A 19,166-nucleotide genomic window follows, 5' to 3' on the forward strand; every position below is an offset into this window, starting at 1 on the left:
TTCCGAAAACAACACAAATATTTTGTTAAAATAAAAGACGATTCAATGATGAACCGCCTTTACTTTTACTTGTTTAACATATTTAAAATACTTTCATCAAATGGAAATTGTTTATGTAGTGCTTTTTTCTTTAATTCTTCTAATGAATGTATTGCATAATCTTTTAATTCATTCGAATAGCTGAATTTCAAGCTGTTCTCTTCAAATTCATCTTCATCGACCACTTGCCAATCTGCGTTCACTTTTTTCACTAAGTCCAAGTCTAGGTCGACAAAAGTTAGCTCGTTTCCATTCATTTTGGAAGGCATGGCAACATTACAATAGTAGGAAGTAATCTCGCCCTCTTCTACACCGGCTGCAACCGTATACCACTCTTTGAAAGAAAAAAGCTCAATGGAAGTATTTTTCATTGTGAACGTTTTTCCTTTTGTATGATGCTTCAGTTGCCTTCCTGGTTTACATAGGACAACGATATATTCATCCGTTTTTTTAATTATTTCACCTTCCCATTCATAATGAGGAATATTTGGATGTTTTAGAGCCATAATATGTATAGTTTCACTCATTTTTCCCTCTCCCTTAAAAAAATTGCAGACCAATTGGCTACTGGTCTGCAAACAATTTTATACTTCGTCTTTCACTTCAAAGAAAGCTAAGCCTTTTGCAATTTCAGCTTGAACTTCTTCGTCTTTTTCTCGCTGTTGAGCTTCCAAGAGTGCATTTTTTGCTTTTTCACTACCTATTTTTCCAAGTGCCCAAGCTGCAGATCCTCTTAATACCGGACGCACATCTTTCGTTAGTACCTCTATTAAATCATCTACAGCAGGTTCTTCTTTAAAGTGTGCTAGAGCAAAAATCGCATTTCGTTGGATTGGTTTTTTTCCTCGCCAAGAACCAGCTACATGTCCAAATTTCTCTTTAAAATCACGATTGGAAATTTGTAATAATGGTTGTAATAATGGTTTTGCTATTTCCCCATCCGGTTCCATGAGTGGATGATGGTGAAAATCCATGCCTTTATTTTTCGGGCAGACTGTTTGGCATGTATCACATCCATAAATACGGTTTCCAATTTTCGTTCTAAATTCATCTGGAAGTGAGTTTTTCGTTTGTGTTAGAAATGAAATACATCGTTGTGCATTTAACTGGCCAGCTTGAACGAGTGCGCCTGTTGGGCAAGCATCTAAACATAAGCGACAGTCACCACATTGATCCAGTATTGGTTCATCCGCTTCCAGTGGAAGATTGGTGATCATTTCTCCAAGATAGACATAGGAGCCAAATTCAGGAGTTATAATGGAACAGTTTTTACCGCTCCAGCCAATTCCTGCTCGTTCGGCAACTGCCCTGTCTGATAACTCTCCCGTGTCTACCATTAATTTATAGCGTGCTTCTGGTACTCTACTATCGATATACTCAGCAAGTAGCTCTAATTTTTCACGAACAAGCACATGATAGTCCACTCCCCATGATGCACGGGCAAAAATTCCTCTCCGCTCTCCTTTTTTCCCGCGCGGGGCATCTTTAATTTTGGATGGATATGCTAACGCTATTGCAATAATCGACCGTGGTCCATCAAAAATTAAGGAAGGATCTGTACGTTTTTCAATATCCTTCTCTTCAAAACCAGATTGGTAACCAAGTTCTTGTTGACGTATTAAGCGATTTTTCAATTCCGCAAATGGCTCTGAACTAGCAATACCAATTTTATCAATGCCGATTTCTTTGCTATACGCAATAATATCTTCTTTCAATTTACCGTAATCCATAGAAACTACCTCCTTCCTTGTGGATTTTTATATGTGAATGTTTTTTATATAATAATTAATGAACAAATTTATCATAACATGAATACAATTGAATTTCCGCATCATAAAAAAGGTAATAAAATGAAAAAAACGCAATGCCTCATTTTTCTAGAAAACGAAACACTACGTTAGTAAAAGTATGTATGGAGCGGGTGATGAGAATCGAACTCACATCATCAGCTTGGAAGGCTGAGGTTTTACCACTAAACTACACCCGCAAAATATGATGCTTTAAAAAGAATACTTTGTTAGTATACAAAAAGGAACGAAAAAACGCAAGCTTTGTCACATTATGTTCACAAGATTTTGGTTTATTCCTTTGAAGGTGCTTATTCAAGCGATTCACTTCTTCCATTTTTCTAAAATCAAAGCCAAACTAATGTTGAAATTATTAGTTTGGCTTTTTTCGTCAAATGGAATATGCTTTTTTCATTGCATTCAATCCATATGTCGCAACTTCTAATGCACTCTTGCCTTCGAAGTCTTCGATAAATAGTTCTAGTGATAGGTAGCCTTTGTAGCCGATGTTGTGAAGTGTTTGAGCGATTTCTTTTGTTGGTGAGACACCTTCACCAGGAAATACGCGGTCCGCATCTACTAGGCTTTCTATATTTTCAGCATGTGGGTAGTCATTCACATGGAATACTCCGATTTGTTCTCCGGTTAATTGTTGGATTGTTGCAAAGTCACTACCTCCAACATGCATATGAAATGGATCAAGTAAGAGTTTACCATTTTCTACTTTACTTTCTTTTAGAACATGAATTGCTTCAGGAAGCGTGGATAGTTTTAATGCTTTGCCCCAAAATTCAAGAACTGGCTCGACACCGATTTCTTCCCCTAATGAAACAAGCTGCTGGAAACTATCTGCCATGTCCTCTAATTCTACTGAAGCTACGTCTCCAAACGGAGGAGCTGCAATATAGCGGCAACCAATGTCTGCTAATAGCTTCATTTCACGCGTTGCCTGTGCGAATCCTTCTTCACGTACGCTTAGATCTGCGTCTGCCCATTTGAAGAAGGCAATGACATTCACTAACTCCACTTTAGCGTCGTGTAGCGCATTTTTCAGTTCTTGTACAGAACCGCCATTTTCGATAAAAGCTTCGATATCACGCATCCATAATTCAATTCCATCATATCCTGCTTCTGCTGCAATCTTAATTTGTTCGATTACATTTAAAGAAAAAGGAAAGAGTGTAGATGTATTTAATGCTGCTTTAAATGGAAACACGTTGTCACTCCATTCTGTTATGGTGTTACTTCTAATATTCGTCCTTCCTTACTGCTTTGGAGAGCAAGTTCAATAAGGCGAATATTTAATCTAGCTTCTTCTGGTTTAACCTCTAGCTCTGCATTACCTTTAATATGGTCATATATATTTTGATAGTAATCTTGGTAAGCACCTGGGATTGTTTCTACTACACTATCAACATTTAGTTTTCCAATAGTTGTCTGTAGTTTCCCCCACATTTCTTGTGGCTCTTGTCCCCAATGATGAGTTGTTGCTGGTGACTCACCGTTAATTAATGCTACTTCTTGTGGATCAATGCCATATTTTATGAAGGATCCTTTATCTCCATGGATGACGTAACGTGGTCCATGTGATTTTACAAATCTAGAAGATTTTAAGATTACTTTTAAATTTGATTCATAGCCAAGGGTAACGTCAAAATAATCATGAGATTGTCCACCCTCGCGTTGAATTTGCACATCGCCAAGTATTGTTTTCGGTGTACCGAACAAACTGAGAGCTTGGTCCATTAAATGAACACCTAAGTCATAGAAGACACCATTTGCTGGTCCTGCTTTATCGCGCCAATTATCACCGACAATTGGGCTAAAGCCATCCCAGTGCATTTCACATTCCATCACATTTCCGAGTAAGCCTTCTTGTAAAATTTCCTTAATTGTCAAGAAGTCTCCATCCCATCTACGGTTGTGAAACACACTTAGTACTTTATTTTTTTCTTTTGCTAATTCAATTAATTCATCTGCTTCTGCAGCTGTTGCAGTAAAAGGTTTTTCTACTACCACATGCTTACCTGCATTGAGCGCATCTCTCACAAATTCGACATGATCAGAGCTTGGTGTTGTCACAACAACGACATCAATATCAGGGTCAGCATATAGTTCATCCACCGATTTTACAACATTTACCCACGGATAACGTTCTTTTGAATATTCACTTCTTCTTTCCACTACTGTTTTAAGGTTCATGCCTGGAACCGATGTTATCACCGGTGCATGAAAAGTTCTTCCGGCAAACCCATACCCAATTAATCCTACTTGAAGCTGGGTTGTCAAATTAAATCACTCCCATTTTCTCTAAATTTTCATAGCTTGTTTTAATACATTCGAACTCGTCACGACGGCAAAGATCTTGCTCTACAATGATCCATTCTGTACCAATTTCTTCAGCTACTTTGAAAATCTCCTCAAAATTAAGGATTCCTTCCCCTACTTCTGCAAAGAATTGTTCCTCACCAGGCTCCATATCTTTTATATGAAGTAATGGGCAACGGTTATTCAATTTTTTCATATATTCAGCTGGATCTTCTCCACCTTTTTTCACCCAATACGTGTCAATTTCAAACTTAACGAGATCAGGATCTGTTTCTTCGATTAACATATCTAATGCATATTTGCCATCAAATTTTACGAATTCCCAATCATGGTTATGGTGTAAAAATCCAAGTCCATGTTCTTTTAATTCTTTACCAACTTTATTGTATAGCTCTACTGCTTCCAGGACTGCTTCTTTCGTTTCAAAACCTTGTGATAGCACAACATATTTCGCACCAACTTCTTTTAAAAAGTTAATGATTGTTCCGAGATCATTTTTTAATTGATCTAAGCCAACATGTGCACTTAGTGCTTGAAGACCTAATTCATCTAGTTTTGCCTTCAATTGTGCTACTGTAATACCTGCTGGTGGCATTCCAACTTCAATACCTTTATAGCCAACTTCCGCAACTTTTTCAATAGCACCAAAGTAATCTTTTTCCATTGCTTCTCGTAATGTGTATGGTTGTAATCCTACTGGGAATTTTTTCATTTTATTCACTCCATTTATTAATATATTCTAATGAGACCGTTGATTTCCGCTTCAGGGGCTTCGCTTTCCGCGGGGCGGGCGGTGAGCCTCCTCGTCGCGAATGCTCCTGCGGGGTCTCACCTGTCCCGCTCATCCCGCAGGAGTCTCGCCCCTTCCGCTACAATCAACTTAGAGGTAATAAATCAACTATTTCTTTTAAAATGGCTTAATATTAAGCAAGATTATCTATTTCAGTAGATGATACGAGCAATCTTTTATTATTTATCTAATTGATTAAATTTCAAGCCAATTGGTAGAGCTGCTGGTTGTTCACATTTTGCTGTGATATCAAAATGACGTCCTTCTTTAGATGACTCCAAAATACCAATTGAGATATCAAGTACGTGTCTAGCTAGTTCCCCACTTGCACGATGTTTTCTACCAGTTTGAAGAGCAGTAGCCATATCAGCTACCCCAATTCCTCTTGTGTTTTCCGCATGTGCGTGTGAATAAGGGAATTCTTTCTCTTCCCCATTCGGGAATCGTACTTTGACAACTCCTTCAAAGAAGTTCGGATCAGGAATGAGAAGAACGCCTTCTGTTCCGTACACTTCCATTCTTGGTAAGTAACCACCACTATCCTTAGAAGCAAAAATATGTCCAATTGCACCGCTTTCAAAATCAATGATTCCAGTGACATTCATTGGTGCTTTTACAGGTAGTGTTTCTCCATAGAATGGGGAGTTCATATTATCTACTTCCAGTTCTGTTCTCGCATTTCCTACAGAGCCTGATACTCTTGTTGCTGGTCCCATTAAGTGAACCATTGCTGTTAACCAGTATGGGGCCATGTCAAATAATGGATCCCAACCAAAGTCTAGAAATGCTGGTGTATTAGGATGTGATGCATCCCAAGCAGTACCTGTGATGAACATACCACCAGCACCATATACTTTACCAATCCAGCCATCATCAATTAGTTTTCTAGCTGTTTGTAGCTGAGCGCCTAGGAATGTGTCAGGAGCACTTCCTACTAATAAACCTTTTTCTTTTGCTAGATTGAGAACTTTATCTGCATCTTCGCGAGACATTGCAAATGGTTTTTCTGTATACACATGCTTGCCCGCTTCTAGAATTTTCAAGTTTACCTCTGTATGAACAGTAGGAGACGTTAAATTGACAACGATTTCAATTTCAGGGTCTGCTAATAACTCTTCTACTGTGTAAACTTTAGGGATATTAAATTCTTCTGCTCTTCTTTGTGCCATTTCTGGAAAAATATCTGCAACTGCCACAACATCCAAAATATCAAATTTTTGTGTACAGCTCGTTAAATAAATGTGACTAATGTTACCGCATCCAATAAAACCAATCTTAACTTTTCTCATTGTTGGATGAACCCCCCTATGTGATTCGACTGTTTTTTCGAAACGTTTCGAGTTAATTATAATATATTAAAAATTAAATTCAATTATTTTTTCTTTTTTATTTTGATATGTGAGTATATTCGTTTCTTAAATGAACGAGTGTTTTCACGTTATTTGTTGTAATCGATTGAACACCAAGCTGCATAAATTTAACCATATCTGTAGGCTGATCAACAGTCCAAACATATACTGGTAACCTATTTGCTTTGGCACTTTCAAGCAGCTCTTCTCGGCAATGCTGATAGTGAATATTAATCCCATCACTTTTTGAATCAATAGCATCCGCGATTGTTTGTTGCACGTATGAGGAGTAATCACACGTTTCAAATAATGCGAAACTGGCATTTAAAAGCACTTTATATGTAGGGTAGTGTGCTTTTATAAAGGCTGCTCTCTCTTTTTCACATCCAGTGATCAGTACTTGATTTTGCATGTCAAAATGTTCGATAATGCGGATCATTGGTGCAATCGCGTTATCTTCCTTTACATCTAAATTAATGGTGCGATTATTCATTTTGATATAAGGCAATACATTTTCAAGGAGAATTACATCATTCAATGCTTCATATGGCAGTTCACGCAGGAGCTTACTCCCGTCAGAAGTTATGATGCTTTCGTCATGATAAAGTACAACATGGTCATCCTTCGTCGCCCGGATATCTACTTCCATCATATCTGCACCTTCTCTAATGCCAGCAAGAACGGATGCATGAGAGTTCTGGCGTGTATTCATGCAGCCACTATGTGCAGTAATAAATAATCGACTAATAATACTCACCTAATTTCTTTAGTTTCGTTATATTCTACATTACCAGTTTACGAGAATTTTGCTATACTATTCTTTAATATGAAGGGGTGATTACAATTAAAGGTGGAAAGATTATCATTCTTGTCACTGTACTCTGTATTTTGTTTGTGGTTATTGCATTCATCACTTTCTTTTATTTACAAAACAACAAAAGTACAGTCACCATCATGGAGAAGCAAGTGGTTGTTTCAGATAAAGACTCTGAAACAGCTACTGTGCTTCAAATACAAGAAGAAGAACGAGAAGAAACTGTTGAGGAAGAGTTTCCGATCAACATGCATGAGAATAGAGTTCAAACTGCGATTCACCGTATGTCCCATCAAAAAATAAGAGCCGATGAAAAGTGGGGCTTTCTTCCCTTAACAGATGAACGTGTGCAACGACTAATTGAAGTCGTGGAAGCAAATGATTATAAACATAGTGAAACATATATGGCCATACTAAAACGCTGGGAACGACATGATTTCTCTCAAGCGGACAAAGATCATAATGCCATTTGGACAATTCAAAATGGGACAATTGGTAAAGCAACAGGATTGTTAACAATCGAGGAAGAAAAAGCATTTATCCGCAAGCATTTCAAAACAATTGAGGTAGATTTTGCCAACTAATTTCTCAATCTTTCAAATTGCTACTATCTTTTTTATATAGTATTATTTTACTATATAAAAGTAAGTGACTTTTGGGGGATGAAGATGGGGTATTGTATAAAATGTGGGAATGCTTTAAAACCGGGTGGCAATTTTTGTGGTCATTGTGGGTTCGCAATTGAAAAGAACGAGGAAATAACTCCAGAGATATTGCAACAACCACAACAAGTTACAACTTCGGTAGCAACCCAGCCAAAAACAGCGCGTAAAAATAATAAAATATGGATGGCGATCGTTTTAGCCTTAGCTGTATTCATTGTCTATCAAGTGGTGACACCAAAAAAATTAACCGAAAAAGAATTTACCGATTTATCGATTGAAATAATCGTGCTAAATCAAATTGCGCAGGATAAATTTCGTCAGGCTATTAAATATTCTGATGTTCCGTTAAGCTTAGATCCAGAATGGACACCTGAATATAAAAAGTTAGTAACACCTGCAGAAAAACTTATAAAGGATTTTGAGGCGAATACAAAACGGTTGAAAAAAGTAAAAGCCCCAGAACATTTACAGTTTGAGCAAGAAAACCTGCAAAGAATGTTACACGCCTATAAAAATATGGCAGTACACATTCGTTCCTACGCAGAGTCCGGTGATGAAAACGACTATGAACTTTACGAGGAATATGAAAACAGAGCCGAAGACTACCTAGAAGACTCCATCTTCGTAGCAGAACGATACGAAGATACAATTAGAGAAAAGTATATGAAACTACGGTTAAATACGTATGAGTAACCATTTTTCAAAGAAACGAGCCGAACTATTATTTATAGTTCGGTTTTTTTTATTAAAGCTCTATTAAACTCTGTTGTTGATTTTCGCTCCTGTACACTCGCTTTCCGCGGGCACGGCCTCAGCTAACTTGGCAAAGAAAACCGCTTTGCCAAGTGGATCTTCGGCTCGTGCTGTTCCCGCAGGAGTCTCGTGTACATCCGCTACAATCAACTAAGTTGTTAACAACAATGAACTTTAACAGAGCCTTTATTAAAAAGAAATAGATGAAAAATCCTTTGTGCACTTTGACTTACTGCATTAAAAGAAAGAAAAAAGTTTTGAATACAAATGGGAGCTTTTTTTAGTGATTTTCAATAGGAAAAATCATTACCAGCGGAGGAAATACACGGAGACTCCTGCAGGGAGCTTAAGCGACCGAGCGGCTCACCGCTCCCCCGCGGAAAGCGTCCGCCTAGAGCGGAAATCAACTATATAAATTTATCTATTTTTCACAGAAATTTTTTCAATTATGAAAAGCGCAGTGTATTTCCGTAGTGGTATCCCTGATCTCTTTTATTTTAAAGAAATTGACAACTTCATTTATCATCCGTCGTTTTTATCTATAGCTCCCCTCGCTCTTCTTCAATCGTTTCTTTTAAATATTGTATATAAATATTAGCTAATGGGCTTGTTGTTACGTTTTTATGGAGAATGTATCCTACCGTAATGGTTTCGTCGACCTGCAATGGAACCGCAACAATGTCTTCATCATTTAATTCATGACTAATAACCCCTGTCGATATCGTATAGCCATTTAAGCCAATTAATAAATTAAAGATCGTCGCACGATCGGTCACGCGAATATTTTTTGGGCGAGAGAGCGTACTAAGTATCTCTTCTGAGAAATAAAAAGAATTATATTCTCCTTGTTCAAAAGAAAGATATGGATAAGGATGTAAGTCTTCTAATGTAACGTAATCTTGCTTTGCCAATGGATTTTTCGAACTAATAAAAACATGGGGCTTGGCATCAAATAAAGGATAAAATTCTAAATTTCCTTCCCTCAGAAATTTATGAATTACTTTTTGATTAAACTCATTTACATATAAAATACCGATTTCACTCCGCAAGTTTTGCACATCATCGATGATTTCATATGTTTTCGTTTCTCGGAGCGCAAACTCATATTCATCACGGTCATACTCTTCTAATAAACGCACGAAGGCACTTACAGCAAACGCATAGTGCTGAGTGGATACAGCGAAATGCTGTTGTGGTGCAGCAGTATTGGCATAGCGATTTTCTAGAAGCTCTGCTTGTTCCACTACTTGGCGAGCATAGCCTAAGAACTCCGCCCCTTCTGCTGTAATGATGATTCCCTTATTCGTCCGTAAAAAAATCGTAATTCCCAGTTCTTTTTCTAACTCTTTCAAAGCATTCGAGAGACTTGGTTGACTTATAAACAAGCTTTGTGCGGCTTGACTAATCGAACGACTTCTAGCTACTTCAATCACGTATTTTAATTGTTGCAAAGTCATATGGAATCCCTATTCCTTTCCGTATTCCTATCCTGTTATAGGCTTCGACATGACTCGTTCGCCTTATTATAAGTATCGTTAAAATTAGTAGACTCTGCAACTATTGTATAAAAAATAGTGTGAGGTCAGCCCCACACTATCTCTATATGTTACTTCTATCCTTTTTGTCGTTCTACTAGGTTAATTCCTATCCCCATGCATACAACGGCTATGAGGAGCATGAAGATAAGTGAGAACGTAATATCATTCCAGCCAGCGTTGTATATAGCTACATCCATCATTGCTTCTACTCCATGGGACAAGGGGAATATTTTTGCGATGAAGTTAAGGACTGCGTTATCTATCGTACCTGGTGGCATATAGACACCACTGATAATAGGAATAATTGGGATGATTGATGGAAAGATCATATTAAATTTCTCCGGTGTTTTTGCTATCCCTGCAATTAACATCGCCACACTCACCATACTCAACGTATATACTGCAGCAATAACTAGAATCATTGACAAGTTTCCGATGTCATACTTCATGATATATCGGAAAATCAGAAACACCGTTACCATTTGAAACAGCCCAATGCAATAGCTATACAAAAGGTGCCCGACATACATATTTGTTTTACTCACTGGGGAGAGTATCATGCGATTCCAAATACCATTTACCTTATCGGCATTAACTCCATTCACTTTAAAGCCAATCGTAAACATCGCAATAAACAAGGTGAAACCAAATAACAGTTGCATGCCCATATTATAGGAAGGTAACTCGTCCCCACTCAATGATAAAGTATCTACTTGAATCGGTGGATTTTCTAACACATCATTTACTTCTTTTCTTACTTCAGCAATAACACGTGTATTGGCAGCCGCACTAATTCTCGCTTCCTTCGTAAAAACTTTCTTCACTTCTTGTTCCACTAAGTGAATCGTTGGAAAATCAGATGCGACGATAAGACGGTAATCGTCCTCCATTAAGCGAACTGCTACATCACTTTTTCCCGTAGAAACTTGATCACGTGCTTCCTCTTCCTTCATGATTACAAACTCAATTTCACTGTTATCATTTAGTAACTGATTCCATTTTTCTTCGATTTCACTTGCATTCGTTTCCGAACTAAAGATTGGTACTAATTTTTGTTCATACTGATCAACATTACCAAAAATAATCGTTGCTAAAATGCTTAAGAAGATAAACAGGAGAATGAGATATGGTTTCCTTTTATCTTTCATCCATTGCGCCAATAAAACAGGATACATTATGCTCTCCCCCTTCTCGGAAAGATAAAGAATGCAATCATCATACAAATAACAAAGAATAGTGCTAGGAAGAATAATGGCATGATGATATCTTGTAGATTACTATATTGAATCCATTGAACTAATAATGTTTGTGTTAACCCATTTGGTGTCCACTCTCCAATTTTTTGCATGAATTCTGGAAGAGCTTGGAGAGGAAAGAAACTTCCACCTAAAACACCGAATCCCATCGTAATTAAAGTGAATATCCCACTAGCTGCATTCGCATCCTCTAAATTCAACGTGATACCAGTGAATACAGCGGATAAACCAGCAATTGCTAATGCAAAGATGGTATTAGCTAAAATTAATCCGACCCAAAATTCCAGCGATTTATCTGGAAATACATCTAATATTAATTGACTTAGGGTGATGGTAATCATTACTTGCAACCAGCTCAAAATAAAAGTGGCAGTTGTTTTTCCCAGTAAGTAATGGATTGGATTTCGATCCGTTAGTATGATTCGGTTAAAAACACGTTCTCTTTTTTCCGTACTTGTTTTTATTGCAACCGTTTGGGCAATGAATAATGCAAATAAAGTACTAATTGCTATTGTGAAATATTGCGATATGTTATATGTCTCCTTGCCTTCGACCGTTTCGACTCCACCTTGGGGCATGTTCACTTCTGCCACTTCCACTCCACCTAAGGCAAACTCCATGTTGAGAGAATCCATATAAATAGACACTATTTCTTCTAAGGCGGAAAGAGCGGCTGATTCTTTCTCCGCTAATATTGCTAAAGGAACAGCTGGCTCTTTTCCAAGTAAAATCGAAGAAAGAACAGAATTCGTAAATCCAGATGGAATTTTAATAATCGCATCTAATTCTCCTGCCTCTACTAACTCCTTCGCTTCTGCTTCACTTAACTGCTTCGTATCTACCCATTCCTGTAGCTCTGGCCCATTTAGTAACTGTTCTACTAGTGAGATAGGCTGTATATTTTCTGCTTGTGTTAAAATTGCTTCTTTCTCTGACACAGGTATATCTAACTCTTGCACATGGTTAGTGAATTGCTGCATACCGATTTCTGCATTTTCCTCATGAACAATTCCTACATGTATCGTCTCCATGCTGGAATCTTTTTTAAAAAGACCTGAAAATGCTATATTTAAAACAAAGATGATGACGATAGGAAGTAATAGAGCAATCAGGATTTCTTTGCGATCGCGCCAAAATACTAATAAGTCTTTTTGGAAAAATGGTCCCATTTCTATTACCTCCTTCTAATCCCGTAAAGTCTTTCCTGTTAAATGTAAGAATACGTCCTCTAGACTCGGCACTTCCACTTGATAGTGGGATATTTGAATGCCTAAAATTTCCGTAGCATGTACGAGGTCACTTAAAATATTACTGCCTTTTTTACAAATAATTCTTAAGCCATCATTTGTTTCTTCGACTTGACGAACATATTCGATCCCTTTTATAGACTTCATTAGTTCATTACTTTGCTTACTTAACTGTACCTGTATCGTATCTTCACTCGATAAAATGCTTAGTAATTCTGATTTACTTCCTGAAGCAACTACTTTTCCATGATCCATAATGTAGACGCGATTACATAGCTGTTCTACCTCTTCCATATAATGACTTGTGTACAGAACAGTTGTGCCATTTTCTTCATTTAATTTTTTCACTGTCTCTAATATATGGTTTCTCGATTGCGGATCGATTCCGACGGTTGGTTCATCCAAGATAATAATTTTCGGTTGATGTAATAAGGCTGCTGCAATATTCACCCTTCTTTTCATCCCACCTGAAAAGGTCTTCACCAATTCTTTTTGACGGTCTTTTAATCCAACCATTTCGAGCACTTCTTGAATGCGATTGTCTAGTACATCTTTTTTCACTTGATAAATCTTCCCGAAAAACTTTAGATTTTCTAAAGCAGATAGTTCTTCATATAACGCGATTTCTTGAGGAACAACTCCTAGAACTTTTCTAAGTTCAGATGGGTCTTTAATAGTGCTTTTTCCATTTAAACGAACATCCCCTGAAGTAGGCTTCAGTAAGGAGGATATCATGGATATAGTGGTAGACTTACCTGCGCCATTTGGTCCTAGTAAGCCAACCGATTCGCCTTCTTGTAAATATAAATCAATTTCATCGACAGCTTTTTTATCTTTAAATGTTTTGCTAAGTTTTACTGTTTCCAGCATGTATCTTCCACTCCCTTATTGACGTATACTGGTTATTTCTACTTAACTGTACAAAAAAAGAAACAGTGTCACCACTGTCTCCAGTAACACTGTTTTCAAAAAACCATTACTTTTATCATTTTAATTGTTAAAAATGTGGATTTTATATGATTTTCGCTGCAGAAGCTCCAATCAACGTAGGAAGTAGTATCTTCTCAAATAATGGATTTATTTTGAAACAAATACTAACACTATTGTTTTATTTTGATATTTGGGTTTTGTTGTAGTAATTGCTCGATGAACTCGGATTTGTTTTTTGGAGAAATGGCAATTGTATCGTATTTGGCATAGTTTATTTCTAGTTTGTCCATCGATAACGCTGGATCTGCAAACGGATTTTTCGTTTCCCTTATATTCTTAATTTCATGAATTGGGATGTTCTTTTTAAAAGGGCCGTATTGGATTTTCAGATTCCCTTCTTCAATTGTATAACCCGTTTTGAACCAAAACGAAATGATAAAACAAGCCAAAGTGAATAAAATGACTACTCTAATCCATTGCTTATCGAGGAAGTCTGGGACCATCCACACTCCTAACTTAGGAAAAAAAACGGGTGGTATCGTCATTAAAAAGAAGGCAGCCCAAAGGACTAACGTCATCCATACATCTCTTTTTGAAGGATAATACAATGTCCTCACTCCTTTCCATCATTCCTTACGATAATACACAGGAAAAGATTCACACAAGATTATGATTAATTGCATAAATAGCTAATTGGGTTCGATCACGTAAATCCAGCTTCGCTAATATTTGACTTGTATTATTTTTCACTGTTCCTACAGAGATAGAAATTCGTTCTGCAATTTCCGCATTACTGAGGCCTTCCCCTATGCATTTTAATATTTCACGTTCACGTGGTGTTAAAGAAGGATCCGGTTGTTTCTCTTCTCCACGTTGTAATAGTTTAGGTACCACTTTTGCAGCAACTTGGTCTTCCAGTGATAGGCCACCAGCTAAGGCACTGCGGATGGATCGCAGTAACGATTCTGTATCACCTGTTTTGAGAATATAGCCATTTACCCCAATTTTTAATGTTTCCAGTACATATTTCTCATCATCAAATGTCGTTAATATTAAAGTCTTCGTTTGTGGCCAGCGGGTTTTAATGATCTTTGCAGCCTCAATGCCATCCATATTAGGCATGCGAATATCGAGAATGACGATATCGAATAATTGCTTCTCACAAAGAGCGATTGCTTCTTTCCCATCATTCGCTTCACCTGTTACTTTCATTTCCTTATCTGATTCAATCATCATCTTTAAGCCTTGCCGAACCATTACTTGGTCTTCTGCTAGTAAAATTCTAATCATTGTTTCCTCCATAGCCAATTTTTAAATCGCCTTTGAGAATGAAAAGCTCTGTTGTTTTATATACTTGCAAATTCCCACCGAATTTTTCCAAGCGTTCTCGCATCGATGTAAGGCCGAAGCCTTCTTGATATGTATCATCATCTGTGACAGGATTACTGATTTCAAAGCGAAAAATACTTCCACCTGGTGCTTCAAACATTATCTCCGCTTCCCGTGCATTACTATGTTTCATAATGTTTGTGAGCCCTTCTTGTACCGAGCGATAAATAACAAATGACTGTTCACCTGTAAGCGGCGCTGTGAATGCTCCATGCTTCACGGAAAAATGGATGCGAATATAGCTTTCCATTTCTAACTTGCGGATTAAGCGTAAAATTCCTGGTAAACCACCAATATCGTTTGCCTTTAATGATTTTACCGCTCTCCTCGTCTCTTCTAAGCTAGAACTAGCTAGCTCCTTTAATGATTGAACTTTTTCCTTATATTCATCTGGTGCTTGTAAGCGAAATCCTTCCAGTTGCATCAGGAGTGCTGTTAACTTATGACCAACAGAATCATGAATTTCATGTGCAATTAGTACCCGTTCTTCTTGCCTCGTCATCTCTTCTTCTGAAACAATTCTCCTTTTTAAATTTCGATATTCAGCTAGGAGTGCTTCATAACGAGTTTCCACATCATCTGTACGGTCTTTCGTGTTTTTATAAAAGATAAGTGCAATTAGTAACATGACGAAATACAATGCGAGTAATAATTGTTCGTTATGTTCGACATTGGACGGAAGTACCGCAATCGAAAGTGCAGCTGTGCCAATTCCAGCAAGTAAAAGACTGCGCTTGAACGATAATCGAAAAAATCCTTCTGCAAGGATCAATGATAGGATGAGTACTAATCCTGGGTGAAATATTCCTTGTTCACCTGGATATAAGGTTAGCGTTGCAATCATAATATTCATGGCTAACATGACGAAAAGAATTCCAGGTCTCTTCATTACTAATGGAATGAGAAAAAATAAAATAAAATATACTGCCACGCCGAGCAGCTGAAATGGCATATTCCTTAAACTTTCTCCTATATAATAGAAGGAAAAAAGCCAAGCGCATGCCTGTAAAAAGAGCCAAAGCCAGTATGAACGCACGGAAACACCTCCTTGCTTATTCGGGGCTGACCCCGATATTCCTTAATACTCGATAATTTCCTCTGTAATTTGTTCACCTAAATGACGTCCCGGCGCGTCCAATATACAGTTGATTTTATCTCCAGCTTTTATGTCGAGGATACATACTTCTCCTTTTGTTTCCTCCAGCACATGCACACTCGTTGATTTTTGCAAAGTGGCCGAGATAATTTGGCCGGTTTCTCCATGCTTACATTCAATTCGCAACAGTGGCCGTTTTTCAATTTTCACACGTCCTACTGGAATCGATCTTTCTGCCTTCGCATCTGATATGTATAGAGTCTCTCCTGGTTTTATTTCATGGAGATAGTATGTTTTATCTTTCTGAATAACGTATTGATGAAACGCACCGCAATTTATTCGGAATGGTCGCGGTGGATAGCCGTCTGATGCTCGATTTTCTGATAAAACTTTTATGTAACCATGTCCCGTATTTCCTACATACAACCCATCCTCCGGTTGTAGTACATCGACAAAGTCAATACAAGCGCGCATCCCTTCACCGATTTCAGTTATGCTGATTACTTCTAGATAAACAGTTCCCGTGTTTACATTCTCATTCATAACGATCCTCCTCAAAAAATGCAGACATATTATGCCTGCACATTCATTGTAACTATTTTATCATATCTAATATGCCGCTCGTTTACGTTTCACTTTCCATTTTATTTTTTCGCAACAATTCTACTCCAATCCAAACCTTCCAAATTACAAATGCCCCCAAGAACGTTAGAATACTAGCAATAATGCCAAGTCCTGTTCCTCTTCCATAAAGCGACTCATAGCCAGAGGAAAAAAGAACAATTATGCTTATGACGATAGTAAAATATCCTAAAGGTTTCGAAAACGCTTTTGTTTTCAGCGTATAATAGCCCAACTGGATCAGCCATAAACTTAGAAAGAATCCGGAAAGTGCAGACAATACTAATCCTAGTTCCATCACAGTACGAATTACTTCAAGTGCTTCTGAAATTACTTTATCTCCATTTGCTAAGTCATGGAGGACAGCAACTGGCAGCAACATGTAAAGGGCATACGTGAATAAATGGATATAGCCAAACCTCGCCATATTTGTAGTCAATTTTTGTTTCTTGGCTCGTAATCGTTCATCAACCGCTTCCACTAATGAAAATAATAGAATAATAGCAAAAACACCAGCTAATATTAAAATCCAATTAAGTACTGGATAAGTAGCTAGTGAATGTACCGTTATTTCATATACATCTTCCCCTGCGATATTTTTCATCGCAAAGCTTTGTGTAACAATCATAATGATAACAAGCAATATAGCAGAAACAATCGCACTCCCTCCAGCAATGCGTTGGCGACGAGATATGTCATTCATTCTCCTCATGTTGGACCTCCCGTTTTTATAAGAATAAAGTACTAACTTATAAAAACTATGCCAAAAGACGTATGTCTATGTGTAAGTCAAATAAAAAAAGAGCTCTTCAGCTCTCGTGAGATTTTATTCATGATGTGGTGGTGTTGGAGGCATTGTCCACCGTTTCTTTCTCCCATTTCTTCGATATCCATTTGTAATTAAGAAGTAGGATGATGATTAGATATATTCCATAAATCCCGAAAGAGAGCCATTTGTTGTTTGAAAAGTTGGCTCCAGCTACGGTAAGAACGATGATGTTTGGTAGTTTCCCAATCGCAGAAGCGGTAATAAATGTAATCAGTCTTATGTTACTTAGACCACATATTATATTTACTACAGGCGATGGAATGATTGGAATTAGTCTTGTCAGTAAAACAGCGGTGAAGGAATTCTTTTCGAAGAATGCTTCATACTCCTTTACTTTTGGATATTTTTCTAGCTTTGCTTGAGCGGATTCTCGAAAGCTATAACGAATTAAAATAAACATCAAGCATGTCCCAATGATCGTTCCAGATAATGTGATGATTACTCCTTGTGCCATGCCAAATACAGCGCCGATTAATCCGGCCAAAAGTTGAAAAGGTACGATGGGAAAGAACACGCAAATCATGACTAATACCATACTGACAAGGATTGATAGGAATCCGCCTTGTTCCACTACTTGAAGAAACGTATCTTTTTGAAAAATTCCTACGAGAATAATAGATAAAATGATTAGAAGACTTAGTATTTTCTTTAGCATATGTATCACCTATCTCCTACAAAATGGTAACCGAATCAACAATCCAATAACAATGGATACACATAACTAAAGTATACCCGAAACAAGCAAAAATCGATAAACGTTTTACTAAGCTCGAAGTTGGCATTTTCTTTAACACGACAAAACTAACTAACAAAAAAGACAAAGCCAACTTCACAGCTAAAAATAGGTACGGATCGGATGAATAAAGAAATTGCATAAGAGGATTACTTTCATCAATGAAATGTAACTGCAAACCTATGAACGTAAGGATACCGTCCACTAGGTTGAGGAGTGCTATGTATGGGAAAAGGAGTTTCATGGGTAGTCACCACCATATTTCATTATAAAGAACAACTAATAATAAGAAAAACCTTAAAATTTCATTGGCGAAATTTCAAGGTTTTTTAACCTATTCTTCTCATTTTTCGCAACCTATTGATTAATAATAATACTCCTCCAACAACTAAAAGAATAGTTCCAGTGAGTAAAATATTGTATGCATTTGTCCCAGTTTCAGGTAATTTGGGACCGTCAACTGGTAATGTTCCCCCTAAAGTCCCTTCAACATAATACTTAAATTCCACTTCACTACTAAGACCTTGAAAATCATTACCTAACTCAGAAGGAAATTTAATTGTAAAGATAAGTTCTTCTTCTTGGCCACTTATCAAAATTCTAGGATCTAGTTTCTTAAATTCCCCCAGCTTATTATTAAATATCTCGCCATCACTATCAGTAATAATAAGAAGTAATTCATTATATAGTTTTTCTGAACCATTTTTTAATTTTGCAGAAGTGATATACTTATAATCTTCTTTTCCACTATTCGTGATAATTACTGTTCTTTTAGCCCAATCACCTGGTTTCAAATTATTAATATTGAATAGTAATTTTTCTGGAGTTGTCATTATATCAATTTCATTAACCTTGTTTTCGGCATATATTTGTATATTTCCTAATGAAATCATTAACAGTAATACAGCAATGAACATATAAATAGATTTTATCAATAATCTCCTATCAAACATCTAGATCCTCCCTTCCCATTTTAGTAACATCATAGAGAAGAAAATCTAT

At 37.2% G+C, this 19,166-nt stretch carries 21 protein-coding genes and 1 tRNA gene; 2 read left to right on the top strand and 20 right to left on the bottom strand.

Going from position 1 to position 19,166, the window contains the following annotated elements; all coding sequences use genetic code 11:
• Positions 1-65: 65 nt before the first annotated feature.
• The 8 genes from ACFPM4_RS08410 to ACFPM4_RS08445 all read right to left on the bottom strand — a co-directional run bounded on the left by ACFPM4_RS08410 (position 66) and on the right by ACFPM4_RS08445 (position 7,050).
• Positions 66-566, bottom strand: a complete 501-nt coding sequence (locus ACFPM4_RS08410) for a DUF402 domain-containing protein (protein WP_382350097.1) — start codon at positions 564-566, stop codon at positions 66-68.
• Positions 567-623: 57 nt separating this feature from the next.
• Positions 624-1,769 carry a tRNA epoxyqueuosine(34) reductase QueG gene (queG, locus tag ACFPM4_RS08415; protein ID WP_382350100.1) on the bottom strand — a complete coding sequence of 382 codons (1,146 nt, stop codon included), beginning with the start codon at positions 1,767-1,769 and terminating at the stop codon, positions 624-626.
• Positions 1,770-1,952: 183 nt separating this feature from the next.
• A tRNA-Gly gene (locus ACFPM4_RS08420) sits at positions 1,953-2,026 on the bottom strand.
• A gap of 191 nt (positions 2,027-2,217) precedes the next feature.
• A complete protein-coding gene (locus tag ACFPM4_RS08425; protein ID WP_382350103.1) occupies positions 2,218-3,042 on the bottom strand; it encodes a sugar phosphate isomerase/epimerase family protein in 825 nt (274 codons plus the stop codon).
• Between the two features lie 17 nt (positions 3,043-3,059).
• Complete coding sequence (locus ACFPM4_RS08430; RefSeq protein ID WP_382350106.1) at positions 3,060-4,115, bottom strand: oxidoreductase; 1,056 nt, start codon at positions 4,113-4,115, stop codon at positions 3,060-3,062.
• Between the two features lies 1 nt (position 4,116).
• Positions 4,117-4,866, bottom strand: a complete 750-nt coding sequence (locus tag ACFPM4_RS08435) for a sugar phosphate isomerase/epimerase family protein (protein WP_382350109.1) — start codon at positions 4,864-4,866, stop codon at positions 4,117-4,119.
• Between the two features lie 257 nt (positions 4,867-5,123).
• Positions 5,124-6,233, bottom strand: a complete 1,110-nt coding sequence (locus ACFPM4_RS08440) for a Gfo/Idh/MocA family protein (RefSeq protein WP_382350112.1) — start codon at positions 6,231-6,233, stop codon at positions 5,124-5,126.
• Positions 6,234-6,330: 97 nt separating this feature from the next.
• Positions 6,331-7,050, bottom strand: coding sequence for a glycerophosphodiester phosphodiesterase (locus tag ACFPM4_RS08445; RefSeq protein ID WP_382350115.1), 720 nt, complete (start codon positions 7,048-7,050; stop codon positions 6,331-6,333).
• A gap of 137 nt (positions 7,051-7,187) precedes the next feature.
• Between ACFPM4_RS08445 and ACFPM4_RS08450 the strand changes: the two genes are divergently transcribed.
• Both ACFPM4_RS08450 and ACFPM4_RS08455 read left to right on the top strand, forming a co-directional pair.
• The gene (locus tag ACFPM4_RS08450) at positions 7,188-7,691 is read left to right on the top strand and encodes a DUF6241 domain-containing protein (protein WP_382350404.1); all 504 of its coding nucleotides are present in this window, start codon (positions 7,188-7,190) and stop codon (positions 7,689-7,691) included.
• Between the two features lie 84 nt (positions 7,692-7,775).
• Positions 7,776-8,465 carry a zinc ribbon domain-containing protein gene (locus tag ACFPM4_RS08455; protein WP_382350118.1) on the top strand — a complete coding sequence of 230 codons (690 nt, stop codon included), beginning with the start codon at positions 7,776-7,778 and terminating at the stop codon, positions 8,463-8,465.
• A 599-nt stretch (positions 8,466-9,064) separates the two neighbouring features.
• Here ACFPM4_RS08455 and ACFPM4_RS08460 read toward each other — a convergent pair.
• The 12 genes from ACFPM4_RS08460 to ACFPM4_RS08515 form a co-directional block, all read right to left on the bottom strand.
• Positions 9,065-9,982 (bottom strand): LysR family transcriptional regulator, encoded by a 918-nt coding sequence (locus tag ACFPM4_RS08460; RefSeq protein ID WP_144928685.1) that lies wholly within the window; start codon positions 9,980-9,982, stop codon positions 9,065-9,067.
• Between the two features lie 155 nt (positions 9,983-10,137).
• Complete coding sequence (locus ACFPM4_RS08465) at positions 10,138-11,238, bottom strand: ABC transporter permease (protein ID WP_382350123.1); 1,101 nt, start codon at positions 11,236-11,238, stop codon at positions 10,138-10,140.
• Entirely contained in the window at positions 11,238-12,488 is a 1,251-nt protein-coding gene (locus tag ACFPM4_RS08470; RefSeq protein WP_382350126.1) for an ABC transporter permease, read from the bottom strand. The genes ACFPM4_RS08465 and ACFPM4_RS08470 overlap by 1 nt, the downstream gene beginning before the upstream one ends.
• Positions 12,489-12,503: 15 nt before the next feature.
• Positions 12,504-13,436 carry an ABC transporter ATP-binding protein gene (locus tag ACFPM4_RS08475; protein ID WP_382350129.1) on the bottom strand — a complete coding sequence of 311 codons (933 nt, stop codon included), beginning with the start codon at positions 13,434-13,436 and terminating at the stop codon, positions 12,504-12,506.
• 230 nt (positions 13,437-13,666) lie between these two features.
• Positions 13,667-14,104, bottom strand: coding sequence for a PH domain-containing protein (locus ACFPM4_RS08480; RefSeq protein WP_382350132.1), 438 nt, complete (start codon positions 14,102-14,104; stop codon positions 13,667-13,669).
• A gap of 49 nt (positions 14,105-14,153) precedes the next feature.
• Complete coding sequence (locus ACFPM4_RS08485; protein ID WP_144928675.1) at positions 14,154-14,786, bottom strand: response regulator; 633 nt, start codon at positions 14,784-14,786, stop codon at positions 14,154-14,156.
• Positions 14,779-15,816, bottom strand: coding sequence for a sensor histidine kinase (locus tag ACFPM4_RS08490; protein ID WP_382350136.1), 1,038 nt, complete (start codon positions 15,814-15,816; stop codon positions 14,779-14,781). Before ACFPM4_RS08490 ends, ACFPM4_RS08485 begins: the two co-directional genes overlap by 8 nt.
• Before the next feature lie 147 nt (positions 15,817-15,963).
• Entirely contained in the window at positions 15,964-16,524 is a 561-nt protein-coding gene (locus ACFPM4_RS08495) for a 3-dehydroquinate synthase II domain-containing protein (protein ID WP_382350139.1), read from the bottom strand.
• Between the two features lie 82 nt (positions 16,525-16,606).
• On the bottom strand, positions 16,607-17,314 hold the full coding sequence (locus tag ACFPM4_RS08500) for a hypothetical protein (protein ID WP_382350142.1): 708 nt from the start codon (positions 17,312-17,314) through the stop codon (positions 16,607-16,609).
• A gap of 118 nt (positions 17,315-17,432) precedes the next feature.
• Positions 17,433-18,086, bottom strand: coding sequence for a TVP38/TMEM64 family protein (locus ACFPM4_RS08505; protein ID WP_382350145.1), 654 nt, complete (start codon positions 18,084-18,086; stop codon positions 17,433-17,435).
• Between the two features lie 16 nt (positions 18,087-18,102).
• Positions 18,103-18,408: a DUF5658 family protein gene (locus tag ACFPM4_RS08510; protein ID WP_382350148.1), complete on the bottom strand. Its 306-nt coding sequence runs from the start codon at positions 18,406-18,408 to the stop codon at positions 18,103-18,105.
• A gap of 85 nt (positions 18,409-18,493) precedes the next feature.
• Positions 18,494-19,117, bottom strand: a complete 624-nt coding sequence (locus tag ACFPM4_RS08515; RefSeq protein WP_382350151.1) for an LPXTG cell wall anchor domain-containing protein — start codon at positions 19,115-19,117, stop codon at positions 18,494-18,496.
• Between the last annotated feature and the right edge of the window lie 49 nt (positions 19,118-19,166).

Source organism: Lederbergia graminis (genome assembly GCF_042655485.1).
In the GTDB taxonomy this organism is placed as follows: domain Bacteria; phylum Bacillota; class Bacilli; order Bacillales; family Bacillaceae_C; genus Lederbergia; species Lederbergia graminis.

Coding starts and splice junctions, on each gene's coding strand:
- ACFPM4_RS08410 (WP_382350097.1), bottom strand. CDS start 566: ATGAGTGAAACTATACATATTATGGCTCTAAAACATCCAAATATTCCT.
- queG (WP_382350100.1), bottom strand. CDS start 1,769: ATGGATTACGGTAAATTGAAAGAAGATATTATTGCGTATAGCAAAGAA.
- ACFPM4_RS08435 (WP_382350109.1), bottom strand. CDS start 4,866: ATGAAAAAATTCCCAGTAGGATTACAACCATACACATTACGAGAAGCA.
- ACFPM4_RS08440 (WP_382350112.1), bottom strand. CDS start 6,233: ATGAGAAAAGTTAAGATTGGTTTTATTGGATGCGGTAACATTAGTCAC.
- ACFPM4_RS08455 (WP_382350118.1), top strand. CDS start 7,776: ATGGGGTATTGTATAAAATGTGGGAATGCTTTAAAACCGGGTGGCAAT.
- ACFPM4_RS08460 (WP_144928685.1), bottom strand. CDS start 9,982: ATGACTTTGCAACAATTAAAATACGTGATTGAAGTAGCTAGAAGTCGT.
- ACFPM4_RS08465 (WP_382350123.1), bottom strand. CDS start 11,238: ATGTATCCTGTTTTATTGGCGCAATGGATGAAAGATAAAAGGAAACCA.
- ACFPM4_RS08470 (WP_382350126.1), bottom strand. CDS start 12,488: ATGGGACCATTTTTCCAAAAAGACTTATTAGTATTTTGGCGCGATCGC.
- ACFPM4_RS08475 (WP_382350129.1), bottom strand. CDS start 13,436: ATGCTGGAAACAGTAAAACTTAGCAAAACATTTAAAGATAAAAAAGCT.
- ACFPM4_RS08485 (WP_144928675.1), bottom strand. CDS start 14,786: ATGATTAGAATTTTACTAGCAGAAGACCAAGTAATGGTTCGGCAAGGC.
- ACFPM4_RS08495 (WP_382350139.1), bottom strand. CDS start 16,524: ATGAATGAGAATGTAAACACGGGAACTGTTTATCTAGAAGTAATCAGC.
- ACFPM4_RS08500 (WP_382350142.1), bottom strand. CDS start 17,314: ATGAGGAGAATGAATGACATATCTCGTCGCCAACGCATTGCTGGAGGG.
- ACFPM4_RS08505 (WP_382350145.1), bottom strand. CDS start 18,086: ATGCTAAAGAAAATACTAAGTCTTCTAATCATTTTATCTATTATTCTC.
- ACFPM4_RS08510 (WP_382350148.1), bottom strand. CDS start 18,408: ATGAAACTCCTTTTCCCATACATAGCACTCCTCAACCTAGTGGACGGT.
- ACFPM4_RS08515 (WP_382350151.1), bottom strand. CDS start 19,117: ATGTTTGATAGGAGATTATTGATAAAATCTATTTATATGTTCATTGCT.